We start from the raw sequence: 18676 nt of genomic DNA, 5'->3' as shown, positions 1-18676 counted from the left end.
TATGAGGACGATGTACCGGCCCGCCGCTGAGACGCTGATGGTCGCCGGGCTGCTGGGCTGGGGCTATGTGGCCCTGATCGCGGTGCTGCGGCCGCACGTGCTGAGCGAGCCGATCGCGGCCGTGCTGCCGATGCGGCGCGACACGTTCGGGGCACTTTGCCTGCTGGTGTCGTTCGGGGCCGCGTGCGTCCTGCGCGCCCGGACCGGCAAGTTCTGGACCCGGCGCCCCGGCCGGCCCGACGCGGCCGAGGCCGCGCTGGCCGCGGTCGGCGGTTACGCGTTCCTGGTGTGGGTCTACCTGTGCCTCAACAACTTGTTCCACCCGGAGACCACCGGGTACCGGCTCACCCACTTCTGGGAACACCCGTCGGAGGGCACGACGGCCGTTTTGTGCTTCCTGTTGCTGTCCGTCTGCTTGTTCGGCCTGCGGGTCCGTAAGGCGCGGCATGGCTAAAGGGCGCCGCAGGCGGGGGGCCGCCCCATCAGACTCCGACACCGCGAGGTCCGACTATTCGGACACTGACGGCTCGGGCCTCGAAGGTGACGACGCCGAGGGCGCGGGCGACGGCGAAAAGGCGAGCGACGGCGCGGGCGCGGGCGCGAAGATGCTCCGCAACTCGCTGTTCCTCATGGCCTCCGCCGGCCTGACCGCCGGCATCGGCTTCATATTCTGGGCGCTCGTCGCCCACATCTACAGCTCGACCCAGATCGGCCTGGCCACCACGCTGCTGTCGGCGATCTCGCTCATCTCCTTCCTGAGCACCTTGGGCTTCTCGGCCACGATGATCCGGTTCCAGGCCGTCGGCGCGGCCCGCAACCGTCAAGTGTCGGTGATGCTCGCGCTGGTGGCGGCCGCGAGTCTGGTGGTCGGCACGGGCTATGTCCTGGCCATGAAGAAGATCTCGCCGGATCTCGGCTTCATCCGGGACAAGCCCGTCTACGCCCTGATAGTGATCGTCATCTGCGTCTTCGCCACGGTCAACCTGGTGACCGACTCGGTCTTCATGGCCGCGCGCATGGCCGAATACAACACGCTGGTCGACGGCATCATCCAGAGCCTGGCCAAGCTGGCGCTTCCGGCGTTCGTGATCGGCATGGGCGCCATGGGCATCATCACGGCCTCCGGAGTCGGATACGTCGTCGCCACGCTCGCGTCGTTCTACTACATGTACCGGAAGGTCGGCTTCCGGTTCTCCTTCCGGCTCGGCGGCACCCGGATCCGGGAGACCGCGAGCTACTCGGCGACCACCCAGTTCTCCTCGCTGCTCAACCTGATACCGCAGCTCGCGCTGCCGATCATCACCCTGCGCTGGCTGGGGCCGGACGACGTCACCTACTACTACCTGGGCTCACAGATCGCGGCCCTGCTGTCGACCGGCTCGTACGCCATCGGCAACGCGCTCTTCTCGGAGGGCGCCCACGACCCCGCGCAGATCCGCAACCTGATGAAGCGGTCCGCGAAGATCATGACCGCGGTGATGATCCCCGGCGTCGCGGTCGTGATCCTGGTGCGCGAGCCGCTGCTGAGCCTGTTCGGCGGGAAGTATCCGGGCCACGCGCAGGGGCTGCTGACGATCCTCGCGCTCGGCGCGCTCGCGGTCGCGTTCCACACCTGGGCCAGCAGCGCGCTGCGGATCACGGGGCGGATGAAGCCGCTGCTCGGCAGCAACGTCGTGTACATGGCCGCCACCCTGGCGCTGGCGCTCGGTTTCGCGCACCGCGGCCTGAACTGGATCGGCTGGTCCTGGGCGCTGGGGAACCTGGCCTCGGGACTGTTCGCGGTGGCGTTCGTGCCGGGGGCGAAGCTGGCGGCGCCGGACGCGGACTACGAAGGCGACGAGGCGCTGGAGCCCGACGAGGACCGGGTCCCGGCGGGTGTCGGCGCGGCCGAGCCGCGCAGCGTGCCGCGGGAACGGCCCCGGCCCCGGCAGAGCCCGTGGGTCGGTGTCGGCGACTCGACCGCGATCACCGAGCCGATGTTCTTTCCGTGGAACCGTCCCGAGGTACGGGGGCGGAGCGACCGGTTCGAGCAGTACGGCAGGGACGACGACAGCTCCGCCGCGCCGCGGCCGTACGGACGGCAGAGCTGGCAACCGGCGCGGACCGGCAACCTGCGCGTGCGGCCCCGGGCGATGCCGCGGGACGGGGCCGGACCGCCCGGCCGGACCACGCCGCCGTCGCCGCCACCGCCGTCTCCGGAGGAGGAGACCCAGATCATCCGGCCGATCGTCGTGCCCGAATCGTTCTTCCGGCCCGAGCCGGAGCCCGAGGACCGCAATCCGCTCAGATCTACCTCAGCCCCGGAGTGGAGACCTACCGATGAGTGACAACGCCGCCGGACCGCTCAAGGTCCTGCTCGTCTGCCATTACTACCCGCCGCATCTGGGGGGCATAGAAAACGTCGTGCACTCCGAGGCCCGGTATCTGACCGCAGCCGGAGTGCAGGTGACGGTACTCACCAGCGGTGACCGCAGCAGCGTCACCGACGAGGACGGCGTCCGGGTGGTCCGAGTCCGAGCCTGGAACGGGCTGGAACGCAAGGCCGGGGTGCCGTTCCCGATCCTGGGACCGAAGCTGCTGCACCGTGCGATGCGCTGGGCGCGGTGGGCCGATGTCGTGCACATCCACGACGCCTTCTATATGACGTCCTGGGCCGCGCTCACCGCAGCGAAGCTGACCCGCACCCCCACGGTCGCGACGCAGCACGTGGCGCTGGTCCACCACGATTCGGCCGCCGTGGGACTGGTCCAGAAGACCGTCTACGCGACGGCCGGACGGTTGCTCATGCACAACGCGCGGTCCGTCTTCACCATGAACTCCGACGTCGCGGCGTTCGCCCGTGGCCTCGGCGCGCCGTCGGACCTGGTGCGCCATCTGCCGAACGGCGTCGACACCGCGCTGTTCCGGCCGGTCCGGGACGCCGCCGAACAGGCCGCCGAACGAGAGCGGCTGGGTCTGCCTGCTGAGGGCGTGCTGGTGCTGTTCGTCGGGCGGTTCGTGCCCAAGAAGGGTTTCGACCTGCTACTCGCGGCCGAGGATCCGAGCTACCGCCTGGTGTTCGCCGGCGGGCCCGCCGAGGCACTCGCCGGGGCACCAGAGTCCGCCATCTACCTCGGGGCCCTGCCTCCCGCCGACGTGGCCGCTGCCTACCGGGCCTGCGACGTCTTCGCCCTCCCGTCGACCTCTGAGGGGTTCCCGCTCACCGTCCAGGAGGCGATGAGTTCCGGAATCGCAGTCCTGACGACCGATGACAGCGGGTACGCGGCCTACGGCCTGGATCGGGATCGCGTGTCGTTGGTGGACCGGGACGCGGAGACGCTCCGCATCCGGCTGCGGGAGATCGCCGCGGACTCCGAGTTGCGCGGGCAGATGGGCAAGTACGCCCGGGAGTACGCGGTGGAGCGGTTCGCGTGGCCGGACCACGCGTCCAGCCTGATCGAGACGTACCGTTCGGCCGAGGCTACTGTGTCTTCTTCCCGTCAGCGATGATCTGCTGCAGAGCGGCGAACGAGGGCCGGTAGGTGCCATCACCCCGCCGCAGTCCGAAGACCAGGTGGTCGGCGGGGTCGTCCTGGTAGGAGAACCAGAAGAACGACACCACGTTCGGATAGGAGGACAGCACCTCCACCTCCCGCTTGACCTGCTGTACCTGCGAGGTCTCCTGCGGCTTGACCTGGCTCGCCGGCCCCCAGATCAGGGCCGGGATGTTCGCCCCGGTCTCGGTGATCCAGATCGGCATGTTCGGGGCCCCGGCCTCGTTCAGCGCGGTGATGATGCTGGTCGGCGATTTGCTGATGGCCAGGAAGGTGTTGCTGTTCGCAGGATCGCCGGCCGGGTAGGGGTGGTAGCCGATCCCGTCGACCGCCTTCAGGCCGCCGGCCTTAGCGACCGCCGTGATGAAGTCGTACGGGCTGGTGAACGGCGCGCCGGGGCTCGGGTGGTCCGCTGCCAGGCCGCCCATCAGAACGAAGGCGTGCGGGTCCGCGGCGCGGATCGCCGCGGAGATCGTCACCAGCAGCTTGGTGTAGTCCGCCGGGTTCGGCAGCGGAGCCCAGGCATCGATGTTGGGCTCGTTCCACACCTCCCAGTAGTGGACGCCTCGTGCCGAGTAGCGCGCAACCGCCTGTTTCACGAACTTCGCGAACACCGCGTTGTCGGCCGGCGGGCACAGGGAGGTGTCCTTGCAGGCGTCCCGGCGCGCCCACGGCGGCGGGAAGCCGATGGTGGCCAGCACCTTCAGACCGCGGGCGTTCGCCGCGGCGACGACGGTGTCGAACTTCGAGAAGTCCGGCGGGTAGTCCGCGGAACCCTGGTAGTCCTCCCAGCCGAAGTCGACACGGACATAGTCCATGCCCAGCCGCTTGGCGTCGTCAAGCGCGGTCTTGAGCTGGTCCGGGGTGTCGAACGTCAGCGTGTCGCTGTAGTCCAGGCCCCACTTCAGGCTGGCCGGGTGCGCGGTGTCGGCGGTGCTCGCGGTCGACGTCGCCCCGGGGACGGTTCCGGACGCGGAGCCGGTGCCCGCGCCCGCGGGCTGGGTCGCGCCGGACGTGCCCGTGGCGGTCGAGGGCCCGCCCGCGGAGTGGCCGAACGCCGTGGGCTGGCCGGGGTCGCCGCCGGAGACCGCGGTCGCGACACCGGCGCCGATGACGACCGCGGCCGCAGCGGCCCCGATGAAGGTCCAGTGCCGTCGCCTGCTGTTCACCATTATGATTTCGGGGCCGGTGGCCGGCTGCCCTTCGCTCCCCTCGCCCGGACTTCGTCGTTCGGCGGATCCGGTCGGTGACCGGGAGCGACCGGGAGGCCGCCGTCGTCGCGGGCGCCCATAATAGGGGACTCCGCTCGCGAGCGTTCATGGTGTCATGGTTCGGCGTCTTCGGTGTGACCGCGCTGATTCTCGAACCCTGTCCGTTCGCCCCCCTGTCGGTCCGAGGATTGCGCGGCTCTGGTGAGAATTCTGCACATCGTCAACCTGGGTTTCGAAGCCGGCGGCGCGGAGAAGTTCGTCCGCATGCTCCGGGACAGCCAGACGGCCCGGGGCCACCACGTCCGAGTCGTGGCCCTCGACGCGCCCTCGGGCGACCACGCCGTCTTCGCCGACGACCTGATCCCCGAGGTGGCCGGCGGCCCGGTCGGCAAGCTGGCCGGGTTCCTCTGGCATCGCCGGGCCTACCGCGAACTGCGGCGGATCATGCGGGATTTCCGGCCGGACCAGGTCCATCTGCACACCGTCGGCGGGTTCAGCCCGGCCGTGTTCCCGGCCACCCGCGGCGCGGTGCGGATCCTCACCGTCCACGGCCCCGAGGACTGGACCAGGAAGCTGCTGCGCTGGCAGGTCGCCGACAACGCCGGCCGGATACCGCCCGGCGCCCTGCCCCGCTACCTGCATCTGCGTCTCCTGATGCGGCCCGCCTACCTGCTGCTCGGCCTGCGCCGGATCGACGGTTTCGCGGCCCCGAGCCGGTTCGTCGCCGAGCTGATCCGGGCCGACGCCGGCCGGGTGCCGATCCGGGTGATCCCGCACGCCCTGGACCGGGTCTTCACTCCGGCGCCGGTCTCGGAGGTGTGGCAGGCGGCCTACGTGGGCCGGCTCAGCCCCCTGAAGGGGGCGGACGTCCTGCTGGAAGCCTTCGGCATCCTGGCCCGGACGCAGCCGAAGGCGCGGCTCGTGGTCGTCGGCGACGGCCCGGATCGGGCGCGCCTGGAGGAGCGCGCCGCCGACCTGGTGGCGGCCGGTACCGTCGAGTTCCGCGGCTGGCTGGCGCCGGCGCAGGTCGCGGAGTGCCTGGGTGGCTCCGCGCTGCTGACCGTGCCGTCGACCACGCCGGAGATCTTCGGACTGACCGCCCTGGAGGCGCTGGGGCTGGGCCGGCCGCTGGTCGCCAGCCGGATCGGGGCGCTGCCGGAGCTGGTCGGGCCGGACAACGGGCTGCTGGTCGCCCCCGGCGACGCCGCCGCGCTGGCCGAGGCGCTGGCCGAGTTGCTCGGCGACGCCGAACGGCTGGCGCGGCTCGGGGAGGGCTCAGCCCGGCGTGCCGAGGCGTTCGATCTGGACCGCTGTCTCGACGAGTACGAGTCCTGGTATCAACAGGCCGCCGCGGCCCGAAAGCGTCCGTAGCAACTGCGGACCCCAGTAGTACCGCACTACCTGCGGCGGAGGCGGTTTTCCGCGACCTGCCACACCGTCCGCGCACCGGTCAGGAAGAACGGCGCGAGGTCGTCGCGAGCGAACCAGGCGGCCTCGTCCGCGGAACGCATGGCGGACAGCCAGGAACGCAGAGAGAGGCTCCCCTCCCGGCGATAGGCGAGGGCGGCGATCGGGTCGTAGTTCTCGACGACCAGGGTCCGGCCGGGCAGCGCCGCCCCGGAGGGCACCCCGCGTCCGGTGAGGTCCAAGTGCAGCGCACGGACCACGTCGATGCCGGCCGAGTCCTGGAACAGCCGGAACTGGGCGCCGAGCCGGGGATTGAGGTCCAGGAGCCGGTAGCTGTCGTCGCGCGGGTCCCAGCGGTAGTCGAGATCGACGGGGCCCCGGTAGCCCAGCCCGGACAGCAGGGCGATCGCGTCCGCGCGCAGCCGCTCGTTGAGCACCCACCGGCCGTAGCTGGTCAGCCCCGCGTGCGCCGGGAAGGAGCGCTCTTTGATCCCGGTGTGGCCGAACAGGCACCGTGATTCCGCGTCGAAGTAGCCGTGGAAGAACCAGTCGTGCGGCGGGCCGGCCGGCGCGGGCGCGAGGTACTCCTGGAGCAGCAGGCCGGTGTCCGGGCCGTCGCCGGTCGCCCGCCGGGCCCGCTCGACCACCGCGAGCATCTCCTCCGAGCTGCGGACCACGGTCGTGCTCGGTAATCCGGCCGCCCGGTCGGCGGTCCAGGGCAGGTTCACCTTGGCCACCACGGGATATCCGCAGGCGTCCGCGAAGGCCGTGGCCTCGGCGGCGTCCGCCGGAACCGTCGTCGCCGGATGCGGTACCCCGGCGACGCGGCAGATCTCGGCCAGCGTCGCCTTCCCGGCCATCCGGCGCGGCAGGTCGGCCGGAGGTTCGGGGAACAGGTACCGGGAGCGCAGCTTGTCACCGTGCTCGGCCAACAGGATCGCGCCCGCGTCGTCGGTGGTGACCAGGACCGCCGGGCCGGGCAGCCGGTCGGCGAGCCGGTCCAGGAGTTCGATCACGTCGTCGGGATGGGCCCGGTCCGGCATCGGCGACACCGCCCGGCGGGCGTACCGGGACGCCCCGGCCGGAGCGAACCGGTCCTCGCGCATGGCGTGGACCCGGATCCCCAGCCGCCCGAGGCTCCGGATCACCCCGAGCCCGCCGTGGTGGAAGACGTTCCGATCGAGTTTGAGAAGCACCGCGTCGGTCGCGGTATCCGCACCAACCGACGCTTTCAGTGACATGGCAACCATCTTAGATCGAAGGTCAAGGCAGCCCTCGTCCCGCGCCGAGGTCAGCGCGGGAGTCTCGGCGCCACGGTACGGGCCGCGAACGCGGACCCGAACACGAAGCGCATGGACGGACCGAACGTCGCCGCCGAAGCCAGCCCGACGACGAACAGCCCGGGCACCGAGGAGTTGAAGCCCGCGCCGAGGACCGGTGGGCCGTACGAGCCCCGCATCCCGCGAACCTGGCCGCGCAGCTCATCGCCGAGCATCGTGAACCTCCGGACGTCCACATCGAACCCGGTCGCGGCTATCACGTGGTCGGCCACGAGTTCGCGGCCGTCGGACAGCTCCAGCCGGAGCGCATCGCCCTCGGGCTTGGCCGAGGTGATCTCAGTACCGGTGCGGACGTGCTCGGCGTCGAACGACTTCTCAAAACGGTCGCGGATCCACCACGAGCCCTCGGGGCCGAGCGTCCTGAGGACGACCTCCATGCGGTATCCCCTGGGCATCCGCCGGAAGAGCTTCGGCAGGCTGCCCAGCACGATGTTGTAGTAGCCGGGCCCGAGGCCGTTCTCCGGCCGCCGGACGTGCTCCCACACCGTCGCGGGACGGTCGCTGGGAAGGTTGTTCCACGCCAGCGCACCGGTCCGGGCGACCAGCGTGACATCGGCGCCCGCGTCGTCCAGCAGCACCGCGATCTCGATCGCCGCCTGCCCCGCACCGACCACGGTGATCCGCTTGCCGGAGAACCCGGACAAGTCGTTCACCGCGCTGCTGTGCAGCACCTGCGGCGCCTCGATCCCGACCAGCGCCTGGGGGAACCGCGGGAACGGCAGGAAGCCGGCGGCGAGCACCACCGAGCGGGCCCGCACCGAGGACCCGTCGGCGAGCGCCAGCGCGAACACCGAGCCCTCCCGGTCGACCCGCAGCACGTCGGTCTCGTGCAGGTCGGGCGCGGTCTGCTGCCGGAACCAGCGGCCGTAGTCGACGAACGTCTCGATCGGTGTGGGCAGGCCGTGCGCGTACGGCAGCCCCTCAAGGTCGCAGTACGCCTTCAGCGTGTACTGGTCGCGGGGATCGGACAGGTGCGAGGCCCAGGGCTCGGACTTGAGCTTCATGCCCAGCGGCATGTGCTCGGCCCAAGCCCGCATCGGCGTGCCGAACACCCGGGTGCGGGAGCCCCGCGCCTTGGCGTGCGCGGCCACCGAGAGACCGTAAGGCCCGGCACCGACCACGGCGGTGTCGAGGACCTCTGTACCTGTCATCACTTCTCCTTGTTCGGGTCCCGCAGAACCTGTCCCAGGCCTCACGGACGCCTTCTTCCATGCATTCGGGCATGCCGACGATCCGGGGACCGTCCCCGCTCGAATTCGGTGCCGACGTTCCGCCCCGAGACCCCCTCGACCAGCGCGAATGCGGGGCGACATCGCGGTGTTCTGGAGATGAAGATACCGGCCAGCGCGCTGAGTCAGTGCGGCAGGACATCGTAGCCGCGCTGAAGGTAGTGGTGAAGTAAAACGGCTGGGTGGCGGGCCGCGCAAGTGCGCGACCCGCCACCGGGGTTTTCACCGACGGAGCGGTGGGGCTACTTCGGACGATTTGTTGCTGCTGTCCGGCGGCCGGCTATCCGGCGTAGTCGCGAGAGGCTCGCGATTCGGTGCGCGCAAGCGCGGAAGTGGGGATGGCCGTGACGGTGCCCGTGGCCGTGGCGGGCTGAAGCCGGTGTTCGGCCAGGCGCCGGGGGTCGGGCCAGCGGACGTTCGTGGCCCAGCCGAGCTTCTCGAAGACCCGGATCACCCCCGCGGACAGGTCGATCTGGCCGCGATCCACGCCGTGCCGCGCGCAGGAGGGGTCGGAGTGGTGCGTGTTGTGCCAGCTCTCCCCCATCGACAGCACCGCCAGCGGCCACAGGTTCGTGGCCCGGTCGTGCTTGCGGGTCGCGAACGGCCGCGTCCCGAGCAGGTGGCACAGGGAGTTGACGCTCCAGGTCACGTGCTGGAGCAGGAACACGCGCGCCAACCCCGCCCAGATCAGGGCCGTGAGACCCGCGGTCCAGGCGAAGTCGCCGATCATCCAGCCGGCCAGCGCGGGCAGGGCCAGGGATGCCACGCACAGTGCCGGGAACAGCCCGGCGACGCGGCGCATGGCCGGTTCGGCCACCAGGTCCGGGGCGAAGTGGTCGACATCGGTCGGGTCGTCGCCGAACAGCCAGCCGAAGTGCGCGTGCACGAGGCCGTGCAGTTGGCCGATAGGCCCGGTGCCGTATCGATACGGCGAGTGCGGGTCGCCGGGCCGGTCGGTGAAGGCGTGATGCCGGCGGTGGGTCGCGACCCAGCTGATGACCGAGCCCTGGAAGCTCATCGATCCCGCGACCGCGAGTCCGGTCCGCAGGGCCGGCGCCGCGGTGAAGCTCCGGTGGGTCAGCAGGCGGTGGAATCCGACGGTGACGCCGAACCCGGTCAGGAAGTAGAAGAAGCCGGCCAGCAGCAGGTCGACCACGCCGACGCCTCTCCCCCACAACAGCCACACCGCGCCGACGAGCCCGGCCAGCGGCGCGACGACGAGCAAGGCCGTCACGGCCACCTGGACCCGGCGCTGAAGGACTGTCGTGGTGGTAGGTGGGCGGCCGGGAAACGGCTCCACGCCGTCATAGGGAATCGCAGCCATGGCGATGTACCTCACAAGCGAAGGCAGCGAGGCGGGTCACGGGACCGGCGTGAGGTCTAGACCTGATCGGAAACTCGGTCGGCTGCGATGATTTGGGTCCTCTTCCCCGCCAGTCTACGCCCCGAAGAACCCCTGGCGGGAGGCTTGCCAGGGGAACTTGTCGGGAACTATCAGTTCGTCGGGAACTATCAGTTCACTGAGACCGTCCCGGCCTCCGAGCAGCAGCAGGCCGCCGAAGGTGATCAGGTTGGCACTGATCACCCACTGCGCGGCGCTCTGCGTCATCTTGAGCGACTCGGCGATCGTCGGCGCGGCGAGGATCACGGCCTGCGAGTCCAGGATCACCATGAAGTTGGCCGCGCACAGCAGAACGGATCATGTGCCGCCGACGCGAACGACGTGCAGGTCGGCCGCGCTCAGTGCCCTGACTACGGCTGCTGCACCGTCCGCAGGGAGCCGGTGGACTTACCGGTCCGCTCGCGGAGCAGCACGCGCAAGGTGTTCGCCTGCTCGTAGCCGACCTTGCGGCTGATCACCTCCATCGACAGGTCCGTGGTGCGCAGCAGGTGAGTGGCCTGCTCGACCCGCAGGTCCTGGACGAATCTGATCGGGGAGGTTCCCATCACGCGCATGACGGCCCGCTGGAGCGTCCGCTCGCTGACGCCGAGGTGGCGGGCCGCCGCCGGGATGCTGAGCGGCTCGGCGATGTGGTCGCGGATCCAGCGTTCGAAGCCCGCTACCAGCGGGTCGCTCTGGGCGAGCGCGCTGGGGATGATGTACGGGGCCTGCGACGGCCGCTCGTCGACCACGAGGTAGCGCGTCACCAGGTCGGCCACGGCCGGGCTGGTCTCGCGGACGATCGCCAGCGCCATGTCCAGGTGGCCGAACGCGGCGCCGGCCGTGGTGACGCCGCCGTCGCGGACGACCATCGCGCTCTGGTCGAGGTGGACCCGGGGATAGCGGGCGCGGAAGGACGGCGTGAGCCACCAGGTGGTGGTCGCGCGCAGACCGTCCAGAACGCCCGCCTCGGCGAGCAGGAACGTCCCGGCACACGCCGTGGCGACGGCCGCGCCGCGGGCACGGGTCTCGAAGACCAGCTCGCGTTCGGACTTCGTGGCCTCGCCGCTGACCAGCTCGACGAGGACCTCGGGAGCACGCTGGTTGATGGCCGGCACGATCAGGAGATCGGCGCGTTCGGCCAAATCAGTGGACTGACACTCGATGACGTGCCCGGCCGCCGTCCGCACCCGCTCGGTGAAACCGACCGTCGTGACCTGCCAGCGCGGGGCCTGGCTCAGCTGCTCGGCCATCGCGTTGGCGGTGTCCAGCACGTCCAGAACCGACGCCAGGCCGGAGTCGAAGGCGCCCTCGCAGACCAGAACCGCGATGTCCATGTCGGAAGTCCTATCGATGATGTCGTTTCCGCCACTGATGGCGAGACGGATCGGCGACTTACGGTCGTGGTGCCGCCGGGAGAACCGGGCCGAACCGGATGGACGAAGGGAACACCATGAAGATCGGTCTGCTGGTCCGGATCGAGGCCAAGCCCGAGTTCGCGGACCAGGTGGAGAGCGCGCTGCGGGGCGCGCGGCAGCTCGCCGACGAGGAGCGGGCGACGGTGGCGTGGTTCGCCTTCCGCCAGTCGCCCACCGTCTTCGGCGTCTTCGACACCTTCGACGACGAGGACGGACGCAAGGCGCACCTGGCAGGGCAGATCGCCGCAGCGCTCGGGGAGATGGCGCAGACGATGCTCGCGACCGCTCCGACGATCGCGGAGGTCGACCTGCTCGGGGTCAAGGTCCCCTGAGCGCGGACGACTACCGAGACGGCGCGGCCGAGCAGCGGCTCGTCGAGGAGGCACGCTGCTCGGCCGATGGCATCCGCCGCACTCGCCGCGCCGGTCACGGCAGTCGGTAGGGGTCATCGGCGGGCAGCCACGCGTCCGGGGCGCGGAGCGCCTGATCGTCCACGCCGGCGGCGAGGGCCTCGACAGCGGCCAGGACCGCGGACCGCTGGTCGTCGCGGCGCCAGACCAGGGACCAGGTCCAGTAGATCTTGGGCTCGACGACCTCGCGGCGCGTCAGGTCCGGGGCCGGCGGCGTGGTCTGGCCCTTCGGGGAGTTGAGCACCGGCCGGCGGATGCGGCGTACGTGGTCGAAGAAGGCGCTGCCGGTGATGCCGCCGTTGGCGATGCGGACCGGCTTCGCACCGGTGGCCTGGCACAGCTCGCGGGCGAAGACGTTCCACGACGCCCAGGACGTCTCGTCCCGGTCCAGGAGCACGCAGGTGTCGGCCGCCGCAATCGGGGTGTCGTCCTCCCCCGCGGCGACCGCGTACAGCCGGTCCATGCCGAGGAGCCGGGCGTCCAGGCCGCGGCGCTCCAGGTCTGCGCCCTGGATCCAGCACACCGCCAGGTCCAGGCTGTGGTCGGCGACGCGCGCCGCCTGCGCGTGGGAGGGCGCGACCCAGGTGTCGACGTGCACGCGCGAGACCGCGGACAGCCGGCGTTCGAGGTCAGGCGGCAGCCAGTTGACATAGCCGAGCCGCACCGGGGCCGCCCCGGACAACTGCGCCGCCGTCCGGTGCAGCTCCTCGGCGCCCTCCACGACCTTCCTGGCCTGCGCGAGCAGCGCCACGCCGACCGGCGTCAGCTTGACCGAGCGGCGGTCGCGGTCGAACAGCCGCACCCCCAGGTCGCGTTCCAGGGCCTTGATCTGCTGCGAGAGCGAGGGACCGGCGATCCGCAGGCTCTCGGCGGCGCTGCGGAAGTTGAGCTCCTCGGCGACGGCCAAGAAGTACCGGAGCTGACGCAATTCCACACCCCGATCCTAGGTCCGACCAGCGTCGTCGCGATCGCACGACAGGCCGGCCCACACCGTCGCGGCGACGACGGCCGCGACCAGGACCACCACGGCCGCCCACACCAACGCCTGCCGATAGCCGTGGTGTAGCGCGGGGGTGACCGCCAGCGGCCCGAGGATCTGCCCCACCGAATACCCGGTCGTCAGCAACGCCGCCGAGCGCGCGGAGCCGAGCTGGTTCCCGATCCCGAGGGCGAGTTGGCTGATCGCGACGAACGTCGCGCCGAACAGCACGGCCGAGATCAGCGCGGACACCACACCCGGCACAACGGCGGGCAGCACGATGCCGAAGCTCTGCAGAAGCAGTGCGCCTGCCAGGAGGCTCGGAGTGCTGAAGCGGCGGCCAAGCCCGGCCCACCACGCCGCCGACGGCACCGCCGCCAGCCCGACCAGCACCCACGCCCCGGTGCCGACCCAGCCCGGTGAGGACTGGCTGATGGCGGCGACCAGGAAGGTGCCCGCGATGATGTAGCCCAGGCCGTCGAGGCTATAGCTGACCAGCAGCGCTGTCTGGAGACGTCGGCGCCGCGGGGCGCGTTCGGGTTTCTGCGAAACCCGGACCCGCTGACTCGGAGCCTGACCCGGCGCGAGTTCCCAGGCAATCGCACTGAGGACGAGCGCCAAAGCCGCCGCAGCCCACCACGCGGTACGCCAGTCGCCCGCGCCGCGCACCACCAGCACCGCCACACCAGACAGCGCAATCCCGGCCCCGACGCCGCCGAAACCCCAACCAGCCAGCGAAGCACGGTCTCCGTACACTCCGTGCAGCCCGTTCAGCAGCGCGTGCACCGCGATCACGAACACGACCGCGCTCGTCGCCCCTGCTGCGAGCCGCAGGATCCACCACCAGACCACTGATTCGCCGACAGGCATCAGCGCCAGCGAAGCGACCAAAACAAACAACGACCAGCGCAGCGCCGCACTCGATCGCGCCACCGCCGGTACAGCGGTACACAGCAGCGCCCCGGCGAGATACCCGGCGTAGTTCGCCGTGGCCAGACCCGCTCCCGCCGAAGTGCCGAGCCCGGCCTGAGCGTGCATCAGCGGCAGAATCGGCGTGTAGACGAAGCGTCCGACGCCGACCGCAGCAGCCAGCGCCGCCGCCGCACGCACCGTGTGCCACAGCGAGGAATCCGGCGCTGTATCGACGCCGCCGGCCGGCGCCTTCAAGATGGCGACATCCCGGAGTATCAGGACACACCATCCTGCTTGCCGGGGTCGTTCGGGTGCGAGACCAGCGGCGTCACCGTCAACGACATCCACGGCCGCAACGGCAACGTCCCGAGCACCTTCTCCTGCAACTCCTGCTCGTCCCTGGCGCGCCACACTCCGATGCTGCGCAGCTCCCCCTCCGGACGCCACAGCCGGAACAAGTGCCCGGATTCGGCCAGCTCCGCAGCCCGAACGGCCTCGGCGGCCCGTCGCCGATCGACCTCCGCCGGCTCGGTCCCCTCCGGGATCGCGGTCGTGATCTCGACCAGAAACTCTCTCATCGCCCGGCTCCTTCGCCACGACGCCACCCTGCGGGCGTCCGTGCGGCCAGATTCCGCCCGGAATCCGGCCCGTCGCCACGACCAGTTTCCAACCTCGTGTAAGCCACAGACTCCCACCGCAGGTCATGGCATGCGTCTTTGCGACAGCTAGAGAGCCGCCGAAGTGGCTTTTAGTTGACCGGTCGTCTAGTTTTGCTGACGAGGGCAGGCGGTCAGCCGCCCGTGACAGTCGCCTGACAGTCGTCTGACAGTCACCCGATCCCCGTCATCTGATCAAGGAGATGGACCATGAGCATCGACACGGACGGCCGCAAGGTCGCGGTCATCACCGGCGCCTCGCAGGGCATCGGCGCCGGACTCGTCGAGGGCTACCGCAAGCACGGCTACGCGGTCGTGGCCACCTCGCGCGGCATCGAGTCGTCGCAGGACCCGGACGTGCTGACGGTACGCGGCGACATCGCCGACCCGGCGACCGCCGAGCGGGTCGTCGCCGCCGCCGTCGAGCGGTTCGGGCGGGTCGACACGCTGGTGAACAACGCCGGGGTATTCGTCGCGAAGCCGTTCACCGACTTCACGCTCGCCGACTACGAGCTCACGACCGGCGTGAACCTCGGCGGCTTCTTCCGCATCACGCAGCTGGCCGTCGAGCGGATGCTGGCCCAGGGCGGCGGCGGCCACGTCGTGCAGATCACCACCAGCCTGGTCGACCACGCCGACTCGGCGGTCACCTCGGTGCTGGCCTCGCTGACCAAGGGCGGCTTGCAGTCGGCGACCAAGGCGCTGGCCATCGAGTACGCCGGCCGCGGCATCCGCAGCAACGCCGTCGCGCTGGGCATCGTCAACACCCCGATGCACCCGGCGGAGTACCACCCGACTCTCGCCGCGATGCACCCGCTCGGGCGCATGGGCGAGATCTCCGACGTGGTCGAGGCGGTGCTGTACCTGGAGCGTTCGCCGTTCGTCACCGGCGACGTGCTGCACGTCGACGGCGGACAGAGCGCAGGACGCTGACAACCGGTCCGAGGCGGAGGTTCACCATGAGCGAGATGAGCACCATGAGCAAGACCTTCCTGATCACCGGCGTCTCCAGCGGCCTGGGGCGAGCCTTCGCGGTCGCCGCCCTCCAGGCCGGGCACCGGGTGGTCGGCACCGTCCGCGATCCGGGTCAGATCCCCGCTTTCGAAGCGCTCTCCCCCGGCCGTGCCACCGGCATGGAGCTGGACGTCACCGACGACGAGCGCGTCCTGGCGGCCGTGCGGACCGTCGAGGACCGGATCGGCGCGACCGACGTGCTGATAAGCAACGCCGGCTACGGCGTCGAGGGCACCGTCGAGGAGTCCTCGATGGCCGACCTGCGGCGCCAGTTCGACGTCAACGTCTATGGCACGGTAGCCGTGGTGAAGGCGGTTCTGCCCGCAATGCGCCGCCGGCGCAGCGGCCACATCTTCACCATCTCGTCGATGGCCGGACGCACCGCGCCGCCCGGCGTGGCGTTCTACGGCGCGAGCAAGTTCGCCATCGAGGGCTTCTCCGGCTCGCTGGCGCAGGAGGTCGCAGGCTTCGGCATCCGCGTCACCTGCCTGGCGCTCGGCGGATTCCGCACCGACTGGGCCGGACGGTCGATGACCCGGGTCCCGCGGACCATCGCCGACTACGACGCCGTCTTCGACCCGATCCGCGCGGCCCGGCAGGCCAAGGACGGCAACCAGATCGGCGATCCGGCGCTGGCCGCCGCAGCCGTGCTGAAGCTCGTCGACGGCGACGACGCCCCGGTGCACCTGGTCCTGGGCAGCGACGCTCGCCAGCTGGTCGAACAGGGGCTGAAGCGGGCCGGCGACGAGCTGAACGCGTGGGCAGAGCTGACGAGATCGACCGACGCCCCGCTCAGAGACTGACGTCGGCACCGCGACGAGCGCGGGTCGCATTGGCTTTCGGGCCGGTGCGATCCGCGCTTAGACGTTGACCGCGTCGGACGACTTGGAACGCGCACCGAGAAGCGCTAGGCAGTTCGCCCACAGAGTGTCCAGATGCTGCGTGTCGTTGTAGAGCTTGGCGAACAACACCTGGCCCTCCAACTGCGCGACCACTGACCGCGCCGCCTCGCGCGCGTCGGCCACAGTCGCGTCACCGCGTTCCTGAGCGTCCGCGACGACCTTCTCCACCAGCTCCACCTGCACCTCGAAGATCTCCTGGAGGCGTCGGCGTATCGGCTCGGTCTGGTTGCTCAGCTCCAGGGTGAGGTTCCCGAACATGCAGCCGGAGACCGTCCCGCAGCTTCGCTGCCCCGCGCGTAGCCCGGCCTCGGTCTCCTCGAACAATCGCCGGAGCCGATCCATTGGCGCCGGGGCCGCGTCGCCGCCGAGCACGCGCTCCCAGTCCGCACGCTGAAGGCGCCAGTGCTCGTCGAGAACGGCGAGCGCCAGCGCCTCCTTGGATGCGAAGAAGTAGTAGAAGCTGCCCTTGGGCACGTCCGCGGCCTTGCAGATTTCCGCCACACCCAGCGCCGAGTACCCGTTCAGCTCGATCAGGGTCCGTGCGGCGTTGAGGATCTTCTCTTCGGCATCGCTGGTCCTACCCACATGACCAGTTTACGACCGGTCGTCTATCAGCTTCCCGGCGGCGGCGAGACATACGGAAAGTGGTCGAGCAGCGGCCCGCCTTCAAGACCTGATGAGAAGTCCTGGTTCACCACCATCTTGATGATGTTCGACGCGATGTCCTCGGCCACGCCCTTGCCGTTCTTCGTGTCGTGCCACGGGTTCCAGCAGGCGAAGGTCCCCGGCACGTACGTGATGACGTTCGGCAGCAGCGTGTCCGCCGCCCACGCGCCGTAGGCCCGCGCGGTCGGGAAGGCGTGCGGGCCCTTGTCGTACGTGCCGCCGGCTTCGACGACCGCTGCGATGTTGTCGCGCACCTGGCCCCAGATCCCGGACGCGGGGTCGGTCGCGGGGTTGTCCGGGCGGCCCAGCAGGTCGATCGCGGGAACCGTGGAGTTGTAGTCCTTGACCTGGGCCGAACCGCCGGCGAAGTCGAAGAAGGTGGTCATGTTGGGTGCCCCGGCGCGCTGGAGCTGAACCCAGGTGTTGTGCCCCTGGTCGAAGTACGCGGTGGTGGCCCAGAAGTTCAGCGGGCCCAGACCCGTGACCTCGACCGGCACTTCGAGCACGAACGAGCGCACGCTGGTGTTCGCGAAGTCGTCGTGCGCCGGGCGCAGCGCGTCGAAGTCGGGGAAGGTCCCGGTCGCCAGGGCCTTGGTCGTGGCGACCGGGAAGGGGATGAAGTTGTGGAACGGGTCGCGGCGCTGCCCGGCGAAGAGCTTGATGCCGTGGTGGCACTCCACGACCTCCCCCACCGGGCAGTCCGGCGGCGTGATGATCCGGCCGGCGGCGGTGCGGTCGGTGGCGGCGGCCCCGGTGAGCTGCTCGACCCGCACGTGCTGCGTGCCGTCAGGTCCGATCGGGAACGTGGCGCGCCAGGTGATGTCCTCGACGTAGTCGCCGTCGGTGTCGACCTTGAGCTCGTACATCGCCGCGGGGTTCCAGGGCTCGCCGTGGAGCGGCGAGGTGTTCACGCCGAAGACCGTACGCGGACCGAGCAGGCCCGCCGCGCCCGCGAAGCAGAACGCGTCGGTGATGTCCTCGGTCTCGTCCTGGGGGTAGTCGAAGTGGTGGGACATTGCTGCTCCTAGCGGCGGGAGTACGGATTGGGGGAGTACGGATTGCGGGAGAACGGCTGAAGCGCGAGCGTGTAGAACCGGTCGCGGTAGGGAGCCTCGTCGGTGGCGCCGAACTCGGCGTACATCCACAGCACCGGCAGCTTGTCGGCGTCCCAGGCGACGTGATCGGCACGGCCGTCGGCGTGCAGGACGTCGTACCAGCCGTACGGGAAGCCGGACAGCACGGCGACCCGCGTGGCCGCGCCACGACCGGGGATGACAGAGGCGTCGACCGTCGTGCCGTCGGCGGCGACGACGTGCGGCCACGCGGAGTCGGTGCTCGCGAGGTGCGGCCGCCGGTAGTAGTCCAGCACCGACACGGCCCTGACCCCCGCTGGCAGGACCAGACGGGTTCCGGGCGCGAGCAGCGGGGCGTGGTAGCGCCGCTCGCTGCCGGAAACCAGGTCATCGGCAGCGGGTGCGACGGCGGGACCGATGGCAGGATCGGCAGCGGCAGTCAGGCCGCCACCCGACCCCACCGAAGTGGCGGCCTCAGCGGAGCCGCCCTTCCCGAAGCCGTACACGACGGGAAGGGCGGCCATCCCGCCGAGAACACCTCTCCG

At 70.5% G+C, this 18676-nt stretch carries 19 protein-coding genes; 7 read left to right on the top strand and 12 right to left on the bottom strand.

Features of this window, described 5'->3' with window-relative positions; all coding sequences use genetic code 11:
• Position 1: 1 nt before the first annotated feature.
• Genes ABH935_RS08050 through ABH935_RS08040 form a run of 3 tightly spaced genes read left to right on the top strand, consistent with a single transcriptional unit; the run spans position 2 to position 3489 of the window.
• Positions 2-454: a hypothetical protein gene (locus tag ABH935_RS08050; protein ID WP_370377155.1), complete on the top strand. Its 453-nt coding sequence runs from the start codon at positions 2-4 to the stop codon at positions 452-454.
• Positions 447-2327: a lipopolysaccharide biosynthesis protein gene (locus ABH935_RS08045; protein ID WP_370377154.1), complete on the top strand. Its 1881-nt coding sequence runs from the start codon at positions 447-449 to the stop codon at positions 2325-2327. Before ABH935_RS08050 ends, ABH935_RS08045 begins: the two co-directional genes overlap by 8 nt.
• On the top strand, positions 2320-3489 hold the full coding sequence (locus ABH935_RS08040) for a glycosyltransferase family 4 protein (protein ID WP_370377153.1): 1170 nt from the start codon (positions 2320-2322) through the stop codon (positions 3487-3489). The genes ABH935_RS08045 and ABH935_RS08040 overlap by 8 nt, the downstream gene beginning before the upstream one ends.
• Here ABH935_RS08040 and ABH935_RS08035 read toward each other — a convergent pair.
• Complete coding sequence (locus tag ABH935_RS08035) at positions 3461-4702, bottom strand: cellulase family glycosylhydrolase (RefSeq protein WP_370377152.1); 1242 nt, start codon at positions 4700-4702, stop codon at positions 3461-3463. The two genes, ABH935_RS08040 and ABH935_RS08035, sit on opposite strands and share 29 nt — an antisense overlap.
• A gap of 243 nt (positions 4703-4945) precedes the next feature.
• On the opposite strand from ABH935_RS08035, the gene ABH935_RS08030 reads away from it, so the two are divergent.
• Entirely contained in the window at positions 4946-6115 is a 1170-nt protein-coding gene (locus tag ABH935_RS08030) for a glycosyltransferase family 4 protein (RefSeq protein WP_370377151.1), read from the top strand.
• A gap of 26 nt (positions 6116-6141) precedes the next feature.
• Here ABH935_RS08030 and ABH935_RS08025 read toward each other — a convergent pair whose 3' ends face one another.
• The 5 genes from ABH935_RS08025 to ABH935_RS08005 form a co-directional block, all read right to left on the bottom strand.
• A complete protein-coding gene (locus tag ABH935_RS08025) occupies positions 6142-7392 on the bottom strand; it encodes a carboxylate--amine ligase (RefSeq protein WP_370377150.1) in 1251 nt (416 codons plus the stop codon).
• 50 nt (positions 7393-7442) lie between these two features.
• The gene (locus ABH935_RS08020) at positions 7443-8642 is read right to left on the bottom strand and encodes an NAD(P)-binding domain-containing protein (protein ID WP_370377149.1); all 1200 of its coding nucleotides are present in this window, start codon (positions 8640-8642) and stop codon (positions 7443-7445) included.
• 358 nt (positions 8643-9000) lie between these two features.
• Positions 9001-10044 carry an acyl-CoA desaturase gene (locus ABH935_RS08015; RefSeq protein WP_370377148.1) on the bottom strand — a complete coding sequence of 348 codons (1044 nt, stop codon included), beginning with the start codon at positions 10042-10044 and terminating at the stop codon, positions 9001-9003.
• Between the two features lie 114 nt (positions 10045-10158).
• Positions 10159-10392, bottom strand: coding sequence for a hypothetical protein (locus ABH935_RS08010; protein WP_370377147.1), 234 nt, complete (start codon positions 10390-10392; stop codon positions 10159-10161).
• An 80-nt stretch (positions 10393-10472) separates the two neighbouring features.
• A complete protein-coding gene (locus ABH935_RS08005; protein WP_370377146.1) occupies positions 10473-11438 on the bottom strand; it encodes a GlxA family transcriptional regulator in 966 nt (321 codons plus the stop codon).
• A 116-nt stretch (positions 11439-11554) separates the two neighbouring features.
• Here ABH935_RS08005 and ABH935_RS08000 point away from each other — a divergent pair, with 116 nt between their 5' ends.
• On the top strand, positions 11555-11851 hold the full coding sequence (locus ABH935_RS08000; RefSeq protein ID WP_370377145.1) for a putative quinol monooxygenase: 297 nt from the start codon (positions 11555-11557) through the stop codon (positions 11849-11851).
• 94 nt (positions 11852-11945) lie between these two features.
• Here the strand turns inward: ABH935_RS08000 and ABH935_RS07995 are convergent, their stop codons facing one another.
• From ABH935_RS07995 to ABH935_RS07985, 3 genes are read right to left on the bottom strand one after another with little or no spacing between them, the layout of a single operon-like run.
• Positions 11946-12863: a LysR family transcriptional regulator gene (locus ABH935_RS07995; RefSeq protein ID WP_370377144.1), complete on the bottom strand. Its 918-nt coding sequence runs from the start codon at positions 12861-12863 to the stop codon at positions 11946-11948.
• Between the two features lie 9 nt (positions 12864-12872).
• Positions 12873-14075, bottom strand: a complete 1203-nt coding sequence (locus ABH935_RS07990) for a YbfB/YjiJ family MFS transporter (RefSeq protein WP_370377143.1) — start codon at positions 14073-14075, stop codon at positions 12873-12875.
• A gap of 20 nt (positions 14076-14095) precedes the next feature.
• The gene (locus ABH935_RS07985; RefSeq protein WP_370377142.1) at positions 14096-14398 is read right to left on the bottom strand and encodes a muconolactone Delta-isomerase family protein; all 303 of its coding nucleotides are present in this window, start codon (positions 14396-14398) and stop codon (positions 14096-14098) included.
• Positions 14399-14686: 288 nt separating this feature from the next.
• Here ABH935_RS07985 and ABH935_RS07980 point away from each other — a divergent pair, with 288 nt between their 5' ends.
• Positions 14687-15409 (top strand): SDR family NAD(P)-dependent oxidoreductase, encoded by a 723-nt coding sequence (locus ABH935_RS07980; RefSeq protein WP_370377141.1) that lies wholly within the window; start codon positions 14687-14689, stop codon positions 15407-15409.
• A 44-nt stretch (positions 15410-15453) separates the two neighbouring features.
• A complete protein-coding gene (locus ABH935_RS07975; RefSeq protein ID WP_370377277.1) occupies positions 15454-16293 on the top strand; it encodes an oxidoreductase in 840 nt (279 codons plus the stop codon).
• Positions 16294-16350: 57 nt separating this feature from the next.
• Here the strand turns inward: ABH935_RS07975 and ABH935_RS07970 are convergent, their stop codons facing one another.
• The 3 genes from ABH935_RS07970 to ABH935_RS07960 are packed head-to-tail and all read right to left on the bottom strand — an operon-like array spanning position 16351 to position 18655.
• Positions 16351-16977: a TetR/AcrR family transcriptional regulator gene (locus ABH935_RS07970; RefSeq protein ID WP_370377140.1), complete on the bottom strand. Its 627-nt coding sequence runs from the start codon at positions 16975-16977 to the stop codon at positions 16351-16353.
• A 26-nt stretch (positions 16978-17003) separates the two neighbouring features.
• Positions 17004-18074 carry a hypothetical protein gene (locus tag ABH935_RS07965; RefSeq protein WP_370377139.1) on the bottom strand — a complete coding sequence of 357 codons (1071 nt, stop codon included), beginning with the start codon at positions 18072-18074 and terminating at the stop codon, positions 17004-17006.
• Between the two features lie 8 nt (positions 18075-18082).
• Entirely contained in the window at positions 18083-18655 is a 573-nt protein-coding gene (locus tag ABH935_RS07960; RefSeq protein WP_370377138.1) for a hypothetical protein, read from the bottom strand.
• Between the last annotated feature and the right edge of the window lie 21 nt (positions 18656-18676).

It is taken from the genome of Catenulispora sp. GAS73, assembly GCF_041262085.1.
Classification (GTDB): Bacteria; Actinomycetota; Actinomycetes; order Streptomycetales; family Catenulisporaceae; genus Catenulispora.
The sequence above is the reverse complement of the archived record's forward strand: the minus strand, read 5'-3'. Positions and strand labels throughout refer to the sequence as shown.